Genomic DNA, 14,101 nt, shown 5'->3' with positions numbered 1-14,101 from the left:
GTGAGGCCCGCAAGCGCGAGGCCCCGTCCCGAGTGTCGGCGCGCGGCGCGCCGGCTCTTCGTCCACTATCGCGCCTTCCAGCAGGTCAAGCGGCCACGACCACGGTCCAGTGGACCCGAAGGCGGTGAACGCGGCGGGAAGCCACGTCCTTCCGGAGGCCAAACTTTGCGCTAACCATGGCGGTTGGAGCGGTGAACGACGTTGACAGTGTCATCGTGACAGTGTCATTCTGAATACATGCGAGAGCCCTGGACCATCAGCGAGTTGGCCGAGCGGGCGGCGAGCCTGCTCGACTCGGCCGGCCCTGTCAACGGCCGGGTCCGCGAGGTGCCCAACGAGCGCCTCATCCGGTGGTACACGACGATCGGCCTGCTCGACCCGCCCCTCGCCCGCCGGGGCAGGATCGCCCTGTACGGGCGGCGTCACCTGCTCCAGCTCGTCGCCGTCAAGCGCCGCCAAGCGGACGGCCTGTCCATCGCCGCCATCCAGGCGGAGCTGGCCGGCGCGACCGAGGCCATGCTCCTGCGGGCGGCCCGCCTCCCGACCCCGGACTACCCGGACCTGCCCGGCAGCTCCGACCTGCCGGCCGCTCCGGGCCTTCCGGTCGCCGGCGCGGCGGGAGACGGTTTCACGGACCACACCGGAGCCGAGGGCACGGTCGGGGGCGATCCGGTCGAGGCCACACGCGAGCGGTTCTGGACGCGGCAGCCACCCGATACCCCGCCGCTCGCCGTCCGGACTCCACCGCCTGCTCCCGCGACCGCGGCCACGGCGCCGCCCGCACCCGTCTCCGGGTCTCCCGTCATGCCGCCTCCCGCGCCGTTCGCGCCGTCGCGGCAGGACCTCACAGCCGGCCGCGACGCGACCGTCGCGGCCGAACCACTGCTGACCGGGCCGGACGTGATCCGCCGCGCGTCGGGCCACCCGGCCTCGGCCGGATCGGCGCCCGCCGACGTCGTCTACGGCCTGCGGCTCGCCCCCGGCGTGACCGTGACGCTCGACTCCGCGGGCCGGCCGGTCACCTCCGCCGAGGCTCTGGCGCTGCGCCAGGCCGCCGAACCACTTCTGTCCATGCTGGCCCGGCTCGGGCTCACGGACCGGTCCGACCACCCTGAAGGGATGACGCCATGACCGTTCCCATCACGCCGCTGAGGCCAGAGGAATGCCATCCTGCTCCGGACGCCGGGCTGGGAACGCTGGAGACCGGAAGGGGCAACCTGCCGCTCGAGAGCCTCGACGTCGCGGCGCACATCACCGGCCTCGTGGCCGGGGTCGACGTGGTCCAGGGCTTCCGCAACCCGTTCGACGTGTCGCTCGAGGCGACGTACGTCTTCCCGCTGCCGCCCAGAGCCGCCGTCACCTCCTTCCGGATGGAGGCCGACGACCGGGTGATCGAGGGAGTGCTCAAGGAGCGCGGCCAGGCGCGCGCGGACTACGACCGCGCCATGGCGGAGGGCAGACGCGCCGCCATCGCGGAGGAGGACCGTCCCGACGTGTTCACCATCCGGGTGGGCAACATCGTGCCCGGAGAGCACGTCAAGGTACGGCTGAGCCTCAGCCAGCCGCTCCCCTACGAGGACGGCGCGGCCGAATTCCGATTCCCGCTCGTGGTTGCGCCCCGTTACATCCCCGGTGCGCCCTTGGAAGGTCCGCCGACAGGTGCCGGGGTCGTGCCGGACACCGACGCCGTGCCCGACGCGTCGCGGATCACCCCTCCCGTGCTCCTTCCCGGCTTCCCCGATCCCGTACGGCTGTCGCTGGCGGCGACCATCGACGCGGCGGGTCTCGAGCTGCGGGAGATCCGCTCCAGCCTCCACGAGGTCGCCCTGGAGGGAGACACGATCAGCCTCCGGCCCGGCGAGCGGCTCGACCGCGACTTCATCCTCCGGCTGCCGTTCGAGGCCTCGGCGTCACTCGCCCTGGCGCCGGACGAGCACCCCGCCGACCCCGGCGAGGAGGGGACCTTCACGCTCACCGTCATCCCGCCGCCGGACACCGTGGCCACGGCGACGGCACGCGACGTGGTGCTCCTTCTCGACCGGTCGGGCAGCATGAGCGGATGGAAGATGGTCGCCGCCCGGCGTGCGGCCGCCCGGATCGTCGACACGCTCACCTCCCACGACAGATTCGCCGTCCTGTCCTTCGACTCGGTGGTCGAGCGCCCCTTCCCGGACGGGCTCGTCGAGGCCACCGACCGCAACCGGTACCGGGCGGTGGAGCATCTCGCGAGGCTGGACGCACGCGGCGGCACCGAGATCCTCGCCCCCATGGAGGAGGCGCTGCGGCTGCTCTCCGGCGAGTTCGCCGAGGACGGCACGGTCGATCGTGCTCCGTCCCCGGCCGGGCAGAGCGCGGGACCGACCGGCCACGGCGAAGCTCGGTCCGGAGGCGGCCGGGACCGTGTGCTCGTGCTCGTCACCGACGGGCAGGTGGGCAACGAGGACCAGATCATCGAACGGACCGCGGCGCGGCTCGGCGGCATCCGGGTCCACACGGTCGGCATCGACCGGGCGGTGAACGCCGGATTCCTCGGCAGGCTGGCCCTGCTCGGGTCCGGCCGGTGCGAGCTGGTCGAGTCGGAGGATCGCCTCGACGCGGCGATGGAGCACATCCACCGCAGGATCGGCTCGCCGCTCGTGACCGACATCGTGTTGAAGCCGGAAGGCCTCGACATCGTCGCGGAGACCGTCACCCACGTCGGCAGCCTCTACCCCGGGGTGCCGCTGTCCGTCTCCGGGCGCTATCGGGGGGCGCCATCCGGAGCCATGACCGTGCGCGGCCTCGCGTCGGGCGGCAGTCCCTGGGAGACCAGTCTGAACGGCCACACCGCGCACGACTCCGCCGCGCGCCCGCTGTGGGCCCGGGCCCATGTGAGGCGCCTCGAGGACCGGTATCTGGCCGGCGACCGTTCGCTGGAGCAGCAGATCATCGAGGCGTCGCTCACATACGGCGTGCTCTGCAGGTTCACGGCCTTCGTCGCCGTGGACACGCGTGTGGTCGCCGATGGCGGGCCGGAACACCGCGTGATCCAGCCCGTCGAGATGCCGAGCGGCTGGGAGGAGCCCGTCGCCGCGCCGTTGATGGCGACCGGTGCGCCGATGGTGAAGCTGGCCTCCTTCTCCAGGACCGAGTCCATCGCGTGGACGGCCGACGAGGCTCTTCACCTCCCTGAGAGCGGCGCGGTCCCGCCGGCTCCCGGCGCGTACACCGGCCCGGGCATGGCCGGTGCGCCTGGCGGAACCGTCCCGCCCGTCGGCCCGGCATCAGGCGGACGTGGCTTCTCCGTGGGCGCGCGTCCGCCGCTTCCGCACGGGAGAGCCCCGGAGACCGACCTCGACGGGGTGCGCCCGCTGCTGTCAGAGGAGCTCGTCCGGCTTCGCTCGGCACAGGCCCTGCCGGAGCAGGACAGACGGCGCTACCTCGCGGACCTGGCCAGCCGCCTCAAGGTGATCGACCTGATGATCGGCGGTCACTCCGAGCTGGCCGCCCTGGCCGCCGAGCTCGAAACCGCCGAGAGGGCGACGGCGAGCCTCGACGCACTCTGGCGACGGGCCGTCGACGTCCTGACCGCGATCACGATGGGCACCGGCTCGGCGTCCGCCCCTGAGCTCGGCTCACCCGAGCCGAGCCGGCCGGAGCCCGAGCGGGATCCGGGCTCGCCCGAGCCCGGAGGGACGCCCTCTGGATCGCCGGGCCCCGACTCGCGGGGAACGCGCCGCGGAGCCTTCTGGAAGCGCGGCTGACCGCTGCCCGACCGGGCGCCGGGCTAACCGGCGCCCGGCACCCGTCGGTCAGCCGGGACCCGCCGGGGACCATCGGCGATCACTGGGGATCACTGGGGATCCGGCAAGCCGGGTCACGTCGACTCGGGGAGACCGATCACTGGAGGAACAGAGGGATCAGTTCGGGTCAGGTAGGCGGATGACATCGGATGGCGGGGTGGGAACGGGTCGCCTGGGCTCCCGCACCCCTCCCGTGTCGGGTCGATCATCACGTCCACCGGCGGGGACGCGCGAACGACGGCGCAGCACACGATCAATGAGCCCTTTAAGCCCCATGTGCGAAGAACGCATAGTGTTGTTGAGTGAGTTCCCTGGTTCTCGACGGCGGTCTTGCCACCCATCTGGAAGCGCTCGGCTGCGACCTGAGCGACGCATTGTGGTCGGCGAAGTTGCTGATGGAGGATCCCGGCGTGATCCGCCGGGCACATCTCGACTACTTCCTGGCGGGCGCCGACGTGGCGACCACCGCCAGTTATCAGGCCAGCATCCCGGGGTTCGTCCGCCGAGGGCTGACGACCGGCCAGGCCCGTGACCTGATCAGGCTGTCGGTGACGCTCGCCGTACAGGCCCGGGACGCCGTCGGCCATGGCCTGGTCGCCGCCAGCGTGGGACCGTACGGCGCGTACCTGGCCAACGGCGCCGAATACACCGGGGACTACGACCTGGACGAAGGCGGCCTGCTCGAGTGGCATCGGGATCGGTTCGAGATCCTCGCCGAGTCGGGCGCCGACGTGCTGGCCTGCGAGACGATTCCGTCGTTCGACGAGGCCCGGGCCCTCGCGACGTTGTTGCGCGAGACGCCCTCGGTACAGGCGTGGGTGAGCTTCTCCTGCCGCGACGGCGAGCACATCAGCGACGGAACACCCTTCAAGGAGTCCGCCGCGCTGTTCGAAGATCTCACCAATGTGATCGCCGTCGGCGCGAACTGCACCGCCCCGCGGTTCATCTCCAGCCTCATCGAGCAGGGGGCGACGGTCGTCTACCCCAACTCCGGCGAGACATGGGATGCCGCGGCGCAGCGCTGGACGGGTCTCACCGACCCCGTCGAGTACGGCGAAGCCGCCGCCGAATGGCGCGCGCTGGGTGCCACGCACATCGGCGGCTGCTGCCGGACCACCCCGGCGCACATCAGCGAGATCAGGTCACACCTCAGCTGAGGAACCGCCGCGGCGGCCGGGCGGGACTCCCCCAGCTGAGAACGGCCGCGACGGCCGGGGACCGGCTCCCGCGGCCGAGAACCGCCGCGGCGACCGGCGAGGATTCCGTCAGCCGCCCATCACGGCGGGCTGGTCCGCGCGGCTCGCCAGCGGAATCTCCTTGAGGAAGAAGCCGACGACCAAAGCGAAGACCACGAACGGAATGCTGGCCAGGAAGACGTCGTCGATCGCGCTCGTGAACGCCACCAGCACATGCTCCTTGATAGGAGGCGGCAGCTGCTGGATGGCCTGGACGTTGTTGGCGTCCATCCCTCCCGCGGGAGCCCGGCCGCCGAACTCCGCGGCGAGGTGGTGTGTGAGCCGGTTCGTGAGGACCGCACCCATGATCGCGGTGCCGATGGCCGCACCCATCATGCGGAAGAACGTGGTCGAACTGGTGGCGGTGCCCATGTCCGCCCGGTCGACCGCGTTCTGGACCGCGGTCACGATCGTCTGCATGGTGAAGCCGAGGCCCGCGCCGAACAGATACGCGTAGATCGCGACCTGCCAGTACGGCGAGTCCACGCGGATGGTGGCCAACAACCCCAGCGCCACGATGAGCACGATCGCCCCGATGATCGGGAAGATCTTGTAACGGCCCGTCCGCGACATCAGCTGCCCCGAGGTCATCGCCGTGGAGAAGATGCCGAAAACGGCCGGCAGCAGCGCCAGGCCGGACCTGGTGGGCGACATGCCCTGGACGGCCTGCAGGTAGACCGGCAGGAAGATCAGCCCGCCGAACATCGCGAGGCCGGCGAGGAAGGTGTAGGCGTTGCCCACGCTGTAGATCGCGTTGCGGAACAGGCGCATGGGGATGATCGGCTCGGCCGCCCGCAACTCGACGAGCACGAACAGCGCCGCGAGCGCCACGAAGCCCGCGATGAGCGCGAGCGACCCCGGCGCCGTCCAGCCGAACTCGTTGCCCGCCCAGTCGAGGTAGAGCAGCAGGCAGGAGACCCCCGCGACGATCATCAGGGCGCCCAGGTAGTCGATCTTGTGAGGGCGGCGCACCAGCGGGATCTTCAGGGCGACCGAGGTCACGATCAGCGAGATCACGCCGACCGGCAGGTTGATCCAGAAGATCCACCGCCAGCCGGGACCGTCGGTGAAGAAGCCGCCGAGCAGCGGCCCCGCGACGCTCGACGTGCCGAACACCGCGCCGAAGTATCCCTGGTAGCGGCCGCGCTCTCTGGGCGGGATGACGTCACCGATGATGCTGAACGCCAGGGCCATGAGCCCGCCGCCGCCCAGCCCCTGGATCGCCCGGAACGTGATGAGCTGGCCGATGTTCTGGCTCAGCCCGGCGAGCGCCGAGCCGACGAGGAAGATGCCGATGGCCGCCTGGAAGATGACGCGCCTGCCGTACAGGTCGGAGATCTTGCCCCAGAGCGGAGTCGCGGCGGTCGAGGTGAGCAGGTAGGCCGTGACGACCCAGGAGAGCTTGTCCAGCCCCCCGAGCTCGGAGACGATGCGCGGCAGAGCCGTGCCGACGATGCTCTGGTCGAGCGCGGCGAGCAGCATTCCGGCTGCCACACCCGTGAGCACGATCATGATCTGCCGATGGGGAAGGTATCCGGAGACCGTTTCCTGTTCCTCGCGAACGCTCATGCGGCTTTCCGTTCTGGGTAACGGGGGGCGACGTGGCCACGCTACTCCCCAACCCCGACGGTTTCCGCTAGGAATTCTCCCGGGCCGCGCGCAACATCTCGACCTTGGCGCTCGTGGCGTACTTGTCGACGTACTCCTGCTCGGCCAGTTCCATGAGGGCGTACATGATCTCGTCGGTGACCGCCCGGAGGACGAGGCGGTCGTTCTCCATGCCGTAGTAACGGGAGAAGTCGAGGGGCTTGCCGTACCGCACGCCGGGGCGGATGCCGAGCTTGGGCAGGGGACGGCCCGGCGGCATCATCTCGAACGTGTTGATCATCGCCCAGGGGATCACGGGTGCGCGGGACTCCAGCGCGAGACGCGCCACGCCGGTCTTGCCCTTGTACAGCCGGCCGTCCGGCGAGCGGGTGCCCTCGGGGTAGATGCCGAGCACCTGCTGGTCCTTCAGGATGCGCAGGCCCGTCCGCAGGGCGGCCTCGCTGGCCTTGCCGCCCGACCGGTCGATCGGGACGGTGCCGACGCCGGAGAAGAACAGCCGGCTGAACATGCCCTTGATGCCCCGGCCGGTGAAGTACTCGGCCTTCCCCAGGGAGATGACCTTGCGAGGCAACGGCAGCGCGCCGAAGAAATGGTCGGCGAACGACAGGTGGTTGCCCGCAAGAATGACCGGCCCCTCCTTGGGCACGTTGTCCACACCCTCCGCCCACGGGCGGAACACGAAGTGGAGGATCGGCCAAAGGACGGCCTTCAACACCCAGTAGAACACTCAGGCACCTCCAAGGTCGGACGTGAAGTCATCTTCGCATGGCTCACCCCCTCGCACTAACGACGACTTACATGCGACTATCGGGCGAAACAGCCGGGGTTTTCGGCTCTGCCACGCGGAGGTGTCCATGCCAGTGCTGCCGGGCGCGGAGCCGTACCACCACGACGGCGGGGCGGTGGGCGTCCTGCTGTGTCACGGATTCACCGGTTCACCTCAGGCGTTGCGCCCATGGGCGGAGCATCTCGCTCAGGCCGGACTCACCGTCTCGCTCCCCCGACTGCCCGGTCACGGCACCACGTGGGAGGAGATGAGCAGGACCCGGTGGGAGGACTGGTACGCCGCGCTGGACAAGGCCTTCGCGGACCTGCGCGGCCGCTGCTCCGAGACGTTCGTCATGGGCCTGTCGCTCGGCGGGTGCATGGCGCTTCGCCTCGCCGAGATCCACGGCGCCGCCGTCCAGGGCGTGGTGGCGGTGAACCCGTCGGTCGTGAACGACACGCCCATCCTGCGGCTCGCTCCGGCGCTGAAGTGGGTGTTGCCGTCGGTCCCCGGCGTCGCGGGGGACATCAAGATGGACGGTGTGACCGAGCTCGGCTACGCCAGGACCCCCGTGCGGGCGGCCGCCACGCTGCCGCGCCTGTGGAAGCTGGTGCAGACCGACCTCGACAAGATCACTCAGCCGGTCCTGGTCTTCCACAGCAAGGATGACCATGTGGTCAAACCCGCGAGTACGGCGTTCCTCAGAGCCAGGATGGGGGACAACCTTGAAATCAGGGAACTTCTGGACAGCTACCACGTCGCCACCCTCGACAACGACGCAACCGCGATCTTCGAGGGTAGCCTCGACTTCATCCGCTCTCACGCCTCTGTACCCTTGACGAAGGACTTGTGACCCGGGATCGAAGTGACGCCGCAAAGTGACGAGGACGAGGTCTGGCGTCAGATCGTCGCCTCATTCAATGAGAAGGCCGAGGACGCCTCGGCCGATCAGCCATGGCCTGACCGCGAGAACGTCGCCGTCGAGACCGTCCACGAGGACGGCGAAGCGCCCGAGCGCGAAGACGAACCTCGCGACGAGGCCGACGACGAGACGGACGGCTCCGCGGAGCAGGCCGACGACGAGGGTCACTACGTCCCCCCGCCCCCGCCGCCTCTTCCCCGCGGTGACGCCCTCAGCCGGCTTTCCTGGGTGGCGCTGTTCGGTGGCCCGGCCTACCTCTTACTCGCCGCCCTGCTGGACTGGCCCATGGAGGGCTGGATCGTGTTCACCGCCGTCGCCGCGTTCATCGGCGGGTTCGTGACGCTGGTGGTCCGCATGGGCGACGGCCCGCCTCCCGACTCCGGCTGGGACGACGGCGCCGTCATCTGAAGCACGCGCTTCGCCGTTAGCACGGCGCCGTCATCTGAAACACGCACTTCGCCGTTAGCACGGCGCCGTCACCCGATGCCGGCCCTTCGACCTGAGCACGGCGCCGTCACCTGAGGCGAACCCCTCATCGTGGGCACGGCTCCGTCATCCGAGGGCGACGCCCCGCCCGGCGACAGCGGGCGCGTGGGTCATTCGGCGGCGTTCCCGCGCTGGCCGCCCGGGGGTCCGAACCGCTCGACGAGATCGGTGTAGTGGTCGTCTGCGCCGAGCGCGTGACCGACCGCCAGGGTGAGACCCGCGACGTGGGTGACGGCCTGGAGCCGCACCGTCCGGTCCGACGACGCCGCGTTGCCGCGTACCGTCGTCCACTTGGTTCCGTCGTATCGGAGCAGGAAACCCTCGGCCGCGTGGCCCGCATCGTATCCCGACACCCAGTAGGTGCCGTCGCCGTCGCCGGTCACGCCGTACAGCTCGGCCTGTTTCGCCGGGGGGTCGCTCCGGATCCAGCGCCTGCCGTCCCATCGGAGGACCAGTGGGACGATCTTGCCGCTGCTCCGGTAGACGCCGCCGACGGCGATCGCGTGCTTGCGGTCCGCCACGTAGATGTCGCGGAGGTAGCCGCCCTCGATGGAGGGCAGGTGCACGCTCTTCCACCCGGTGCCGGACAACCGCATGATCAGCGGCTGATCGCCGGTGTCGCCCACCGCCCATCCATCGGACTTGCCGGTGACCGCCACGCCGTACAGGACGCCTTCGGGGCCCAGCGCCGTCGTCCACGTGCCGCCCTTGGCCGGGCCGCTGGACGCGGCCATGAGCACCCGGTCGCCCCTGCTGCCCACCGCGACGACCCTGCCGGTCGAGGCCGCCACGCCGCCCAGCCAGTCTCCCGTGCGGAACTGCGGCACGGTGACGCGGTCGAACCCGTCACGCGACCCCTTCGCGACGTACGGCAGGCCGTCGTGGCCTTCGCCGACCGCCCAGACCTCGTTGGCGGACGACACGGCCACCGAGCGCAGGTGGCCCGCTCCCGTGGTGTCCCCCCGGATCCCCACCTCGGTCCACGAGGTGCCGTTCCAGTGTGTGATCACACCGCGGTTCATCCAGATGTCCCAGACGCTCTGCTGGCCCACGGCCCAGATGTCGTGCGCGGACGATCCCGCCACGTCGGACAACGATCCGTCGGGCTGCAACCTGGCTGACGAGGCGCCCTGGGCGACCTCCTGCTGAGCCGTCTTCCGGTCCGCCTTCTGGCGGCCCGGGTCTGCATGCGCGTGGGCCACCGATGTGGCGCGCAGGAGGGAGCCGGCCAGAAGTCCGACGAACAGCACACACATCGGCACCGCACGCCGTACCGGGCGGCAGGTCATGAATTGATCGTACGGGGAACGGAGAGCGCATCGGTCAAGAGGTCACGATTCCGCACCCGAAGCGATGCCTGTCCGCGACCCGCTCGGAGTACCCCGGAACCCCTCTAAGCAGGCGCGATGTCGGCGACCACGGGCAGATGGTCACTCGCGTCACGCAGATCCTGACGGGCGGCCTCCGCGCCGCCGCAGGCGAGGACGGCCAGCGCGGGATCCACGAAGATCGCGTCGATGCGCATGGCGGGGTCGCGCGCCGGGAACGTGCGGCCCTCCCCGCGCGGCGCCCGGGCGTGGCCGTCGGTGAAACGCTCCGCGAGGTACGTCCACACCGGCTCTCCCGGCCGCTCGTTCACGTCCACGGCCAGTACGGCTCTCGCACCCGACGTCCGCGCCGCGTCGTCCAGGATCTGGACGATCTGCGCGGCGTGCCGGAACCTGGCCCGCGGGACGAGGTCGAGGTGGGCCGAGCCGACGGCGAACCGGGCGCCCTCCTTCTCGACGACCGCGAGAGCCAGCGCCCGCCACTCCAGGCCGGGGATCCAGCGCAGCCTGTCCCCCTGCCCGCGGACGACCCGCACGCCGGGGCCGGCGAGGACGGACACCCCTCCGACCCTGCCCCCCGCGGCGACGCTCATCCCGGCGTCGTGGGCCAGCGCCTCCCGCCGACGCCTCCAGGAGGGACCGCGTGGCACCTCCTGCAGACACAACACGTCGGGCCGCACCGCCCGGATGACGCGGACCAGCGCGTCGCGGTCGTCACGCAGCGACCGGACGTTGTAGGAGACGACGGTCAGCACGTCGGACACGAGGGGACCAGGTCCACGTCAGCGCTGCCGGGCCAGGTCCGCCGCGCCGACCAGGCCCGCCGAGGGGCCGAGCTCGGCCACCCGGATCTCGGCGAGGGGACGGTGGCCCCGGCCGATCAGCCGTTCCGCGTAGGCCTCGCGAACCTTGTCCATGAACAGGTCCGCGGCGGCGGAGACGCCCCCGCCGATGATGTACCGCCCGGGATCGAGGATCACGGCCAGGTCGGCCAGCCCCTGCGCCAGCCATTGCGCGAGGGAGTCGAACGCGTCGAGGGCGGCCCGGTCGCCCCTCCGCGCCGCCTCCGTCACGTGCTCGCCCCGCAGGACGTCGACGGAGCCGGCCAGCTCGAGCAGATGGACGGCCGACGAGGGGTCGGCCTCGGCGCTCGCCCGGGCGTCGATCAGCAGGGAACTCCCGCTGGCGTACTTCTCCCAGCAACCGCGGTGGCCGCAGCCGCAGGGCCGGCCATCCGGGATCACCTGCATGTGACCCCACTCGGCGCCCATTCCCCAGCGCCCCCGGTAGAGCTCGCCGCCGAACACGGCGCCGCCACCGATGCCGGTGCCGACCGTCACGCAGACCACGTGGGTCTCGCCGCGGCCGGCGCCGAAGCGGTACTCGCCCCACGCCATGGCGTTGGCGTCGTTCTCGACCACCACGGGCAGGCCGACGAGCTCGCTGACCTTCTCCTGCAGCGGCTCCTCGCGCCAGGCGAGGTTCGGCGCGAACCTGACGAACGACCGCGTCTCGTCCACGAACCCGGCGGCGCCCACGCCGACGGCCTCGACCTCATGCCGTCCGGCCAGCTCCGACACCACGTCGGCGATCGTCACGGCCACCTTCTCCGGGTTGTCCGCCGGAGTCTGCCTGAGGCACCGCTCGAGAATCCGCCCGTCGTCGTCCACGACCCCAGATGCGATCTTGGTGCCGCCTACGTCCACGCCGATGGTCAGCGCCATGGTGTCTTCCTCTCGCCCTCAGGCGTCCGGCTCACGGCACGGACCGGCACAGGTCTTCGAGACACCGTACGGCCGCACGAGGAGTGCCCTCGCCAGGAGACCGCGTCGCCGGAACCGACCGAAGCCAGGCCCGGTCAAATCTGATCGAGCCGATCCAATCAGCCGAGATCGATGTGTTCCACTCGGGGTTCCCCCTGCCGTGGGCCCGACGACCCCGCAGATGATCCCGAAGACGACCCCGGCGACCCGGACGACGGCCGCTGCAGGGCGTCGAACGCCTGCCTCACCGCGGCGAACAGCTCTCCTCCCGCCGCGATCAGATGGTCGGCGACGTCTCCGCCCGACTCCTTGCGGGCGGCGATGACCCGGCACACCGGGCACGCGCGGCAGATGTACTCGTCGCCGTGCGGCTCCGACACCGCCTCGCCCCACACGTCGTGGTCGCGGTTCCGCCGGTCGCCGCCGCCGAAGTTGATCCCGAACCCGTTGGCGCTTCCCTTCACGACGCCCTTGCCGAACTCGCGGCCCATTCGCTGCTGGAGCGCGTCGAGCAGCTTCATCGCCTCTTCGGCGGCCGATCCGAGCGGGTCCTGCCGCCGGCCCGCGCCACTCGCGCCGGCTCCGCTGGTGTCCTTGTCGTCTGTCATTTCGCCCCTCCTGCCTCGAACCGTACCCGGAGGCGGCCCTCGGAGAGCGTCGCGGAGGAGATACCCCGCCGGGCGAGGGCCAAAGGCAGGGCGATCACCCGCCGGTAGGGACCGGCCGTGACGATCAGCTCGTCGCCCTTTCGGGCCAGGTCGACGTCGGCCTTGTCCGCGAGCGGCAGGTCCAGCACCAGTTCGTCGGCCGTCAGGCGCAGCGGCGGCTCGGCCTGCGGCCGGGCGAACGGGTCGGCGGAGCCGTACAGCTCCTCCGCGACGCCGGCGAGGGCGGCGGGGCCGACCGGTTCGGCGGCGAGGTACGGCACGGTCCTGACGGACAGCGGCGCGAACGACTCGTGGACCTCGGTGAGCTGCCTGGCCTGCGCCTCGACCCAGCCCCTGCGCCACTCGTCGGCGCCGTCGGCGGGGAAGACCCGGTTGGCGATCACGGCGTCGACGCGGTAGCCGTACAGGCTGAGGGACGTCAGCGTGCGGCGGGCCTCGGCGACCACGACCGCCTCGGGCGTGAGCACCAGCCGGACGGAGGCGTCCCCGCCGGTCAGCAGCTCGCGGATGTCCAGCAGGGCGCGGTGCAGCCGCTCCCCCGCCGAGATGACCTCTCCCTGCGGGGCGCTCACCTTCGCGACGTGCCGCAACATCGGGGAGACCGCCCTGAGCACGCGCCGGCCGACCGGGAGGAGGCGGTTGACGTGCCAGTCGAACGCCTCGGGCAGGGCCAGCAGCCGCAACGTCTCCGCGGTCGGCGCGCAGTCGACCACGATGACGTCCCAGGTGCCCGTGCGGGCCTGCTCGCGCAGCTCGAGCAGGGCGATGATCTCCTCTGCCCCGGGGAGGACGGTGATCTCCTCGGAGGTGATCTCGTCGAGGCCCAGCTCACCGAACAGGTTCCTGATGTAGTCCCGCAGTTCGCCCCAGTGCCGTTCGAGCGACTTCTGGGTGTCGACCTGCTGGAGAAAGAGGCCGGGGGCGGCCTCGACGGGCTCCTCCGACGCGGGGACGGCGAGGGCGTCGGCCAGGGAGTGGGCCGTGTCGGTCGACACGACCAGCGTCTTCAGCCCGCGCGCCGCGGCGAGGGTCGCGGTGGCGGCGGCCACGGTGGTCTTGCCGACGCCCCCCTTCCCCGTGAAGAGGAGGATCCTCATAGGCTCTCGACGCGCTTCTTGAGCCCGTTCAGCGCGGTGTCGACGAGGACCTTCTCCGCCTTGCGCTTGATCATGCCGATCATGGGGACCTTGAGCTCCACGGCGAGCTCGTACGTCACGTCGGTGCCGTCGCCTCCGTCGGCGAGGCGGTAGCTGCCGCTCAGGCGGGACAACATCCGGCCCGCCTCGGCGATCTCCCAGCTGACCACCGTGTCGTCGACCCAGTCGTAGGCGAGGACGTACTGGTCGCTGATCACGCCGGCGTCGATGACGAACCGGACCTTGGCGGGCTTGGCGTCCTGCCCGACCTCCAGGACGTCCGCGGTCTTCACCTGGCCTGCCCATTCGGGATAGGAGGGGAAGTCCGCGATCACGGCCATGATCGCCGGTCGGTCGGCGCGGATGGTGACACTGGAGGTGGTGCGATCAGCCATGGGCTAACCGTA

Annotated in this window: 13 protein-coding genes; 5 read left to right on the top strand and 8 right to left on the bottom strand. The window is 71.0% G+C overall.

Annotated elements, in window-relative coordinates; all coding sequences use genetic code 11:
- Positions 1-237 precede the first annotated feature (237 nt).
- The 3 genes from Pph01_RS43210 to mmuM all read left to right on the top strand — a co-directional run bounded on the left by Pph01_RS43210 (position 238) and on the right by mmuM (position 4,939).
- On the top strand, positions 238-1,131 hold the full coding sequence (locus Pph01_RS43210; protein ID WP_275412780.1) for a MerR family transcriptional regulator: 894 nt from the start codon (positions 238-240) through the stop codon (positions 1,129-1,131).
- Positions 1,128-3,743, top strand: a complete 2,616-nt coding sequence (locus Pph01_RS01420; RefSeq protein WP_204071036.1) for a VIT domain-containing protein — start codon at positions 1,128-1,130, stop codon at positions 3,741-3,743. The genes Pph01_RS43210 and Pph01_RS01420 overlap by 4 nt, the downstream gene beginning before the upstream one ends.
- A gap of 341 nt (positions 3,744-4,084) precedes the next feature.
- A complete protein-coding gene (mmuM, locus tag Pph01_RS01415) occupies positions 4,085-4,939 on the top strand; it encodes a homocysteine S-methyltransferase (protein WP_204071035.1) in 855 nt (284 codons plus the stop codon).
- A 108-nt stretch (positions 4,940-5,047) separates the two neighbouring features.
- On the opposite strand, the gene Pph01_RS01410 is transcribed toward mmuM, so the two are convergent.
- Together Pph01_RS01410 and Pph01_RS01405 are read right to left on the bottom strand one after the other, a co-directional pair.
- Positions 5,048-6,586 (bottom strand): MDR family MFS transporter, encoded by a 1,539-nt coding sequence (locus tag Pph01_RS01410; RefSeq protein WP_204071034.1) that lies wholly within the window; start codon positions 6,584-6,586, stop codon positions 5,048-5,050.
- A gap of 67 nt (positions 6,587-6,653) precedes the next feature.
- Positions 6,654-7,352, bottom strand: a complete 699-nt coding sequence (locus tag Pph01_RS01405) for a lysophospholipid acyltransferase family protein (protein ID WP_204071033.1) — start codon at positions 7,350-7,352, stop codon at positions 6,654-6,656.
- Positions 7,353-7,479: 127 nt separating this feature from the next.
- On the opposite strand from Pph01_RS01405, the gene Pph01_RS01400 reads away from it, so the two are divergent.
- On the top strand, positions 7,480-8,244 hold the full coding sequence (locus Pph01_RS01400; RefSeq protein WP_204071032.1) for an alpha/beta hydrolase: 765 nt from the start codon (positions 7,480-7,482) through the stop codon (positions 8,242-8,244).
- A 12-nt stretch (positions 8,245-8,256) separates the two neighbouring features.
- Positions 8,257-8,721: a hypothetical protein gene (locus tag Pph01_RS01395; protein ID WP_204071031.1), complete on the top strand. Its 465-nt coding sequence runs from the start codon at positions 8,257-8,259 to the stop codon at positions 8,719-8,721.
- 188 nt (positions 8,722-8,909) lie between these two features.
- On the opposite strand, the gene Pph01_RS01390 is transcribed toward Pph01_RS01395, so the two are convergent.
- The 6 genes from Pph01_RS01390 to Pph01_RS01365 all read right to left on the bottom strand — a co-directional run bounded on the left by Pph01_RS01390 (position 8,910) and on the right by Pph01_RS01365 (position 14,089).
- Positions 8,910-10,088: a beta propeller repeat protein gene (locus Pph01_RS01390; RefSeq protein ID WP_204071030.1), complete on the bottom strand. Its 1,179-nt coding sequence runs from the start codon at positions 10,086-10,088 to the stop codon at positions 8,910-8,912.
- Between the two features lie 104 nt (positions 10,089-10,192).
- Positions 10,193-10,891, bottom strand: a complete 699-nt coding sequence (locus tag Pph01_RS01385) for an endonuclease/exonuclease/phosphatase family protein (protein ID WP_204071029.1) — start codon at positions 10,889-10,891, stop codon at positions 10,193-10,195.
- Between the two features lie 18 nt (positions 10,892-10,909).
- Entirely contained in the window at positions 10,910-11,851 is a 942-nt protein-coding gene (locus Pph01_RS01380) for an ROK family glucokinase (protein ID WP_204071028.1), read from the bottom strand.
- Between the two features lie 158 nt (positions 11,852-12,009).
- Entirely contained in the window at positions 12,010-12,498 is a 489-nt protein-coding gene (locus tag Pph01_RS01375) for a hypothetical protein (protein ID WP_204071027.1), read from the bottom strand.
- On the bottom strand, positions 12,495-13,655 hold the full coding sequence (locus Pph01_RS01370; RefSeq protein ID WP_204071026.1) for an ArsA family ATPase: 1,161 nt from the start codon (positions 13,653-13,655) through the stop codon (positions 12,495-12,497). Before Pph01_RS01370 ends, Pph01_RS01375 begins: the two co-directional genes overlap by 4 nt.
- A complete protein-coding gene (locus Pph01_RS01365; RefSeq protein WP_204071025.1) occupies positions 13,652-14,089 on the bottom strand; it encodes an SRPBCC family protein in 438 nt (145 codons plus the stop codon). The genes Pph01_RS01370 and Pph01_RS01365 overlap by 4 nt, the downstream gene beginning before the upstream one ends.
- Positions 14,090-14,101 lie beyond the last annotated feature (12 nt).

Source organism: Planotetraspora phitsanulokensis (assembly GCF_016863295.1).
In the GTDB taxonomy this organism is placed as follows: Bacteria; Actinomycetota; Actinomycetes; order Streptosporangiales; family Streptosporangiaceae; genus Planotetraspora; species Planotetraspora phitsanulokensis.
Note: the sequence above shows the minus strand (reverse complement) of the source record. Positions and strands in the feature narration are given on the sequence as shown.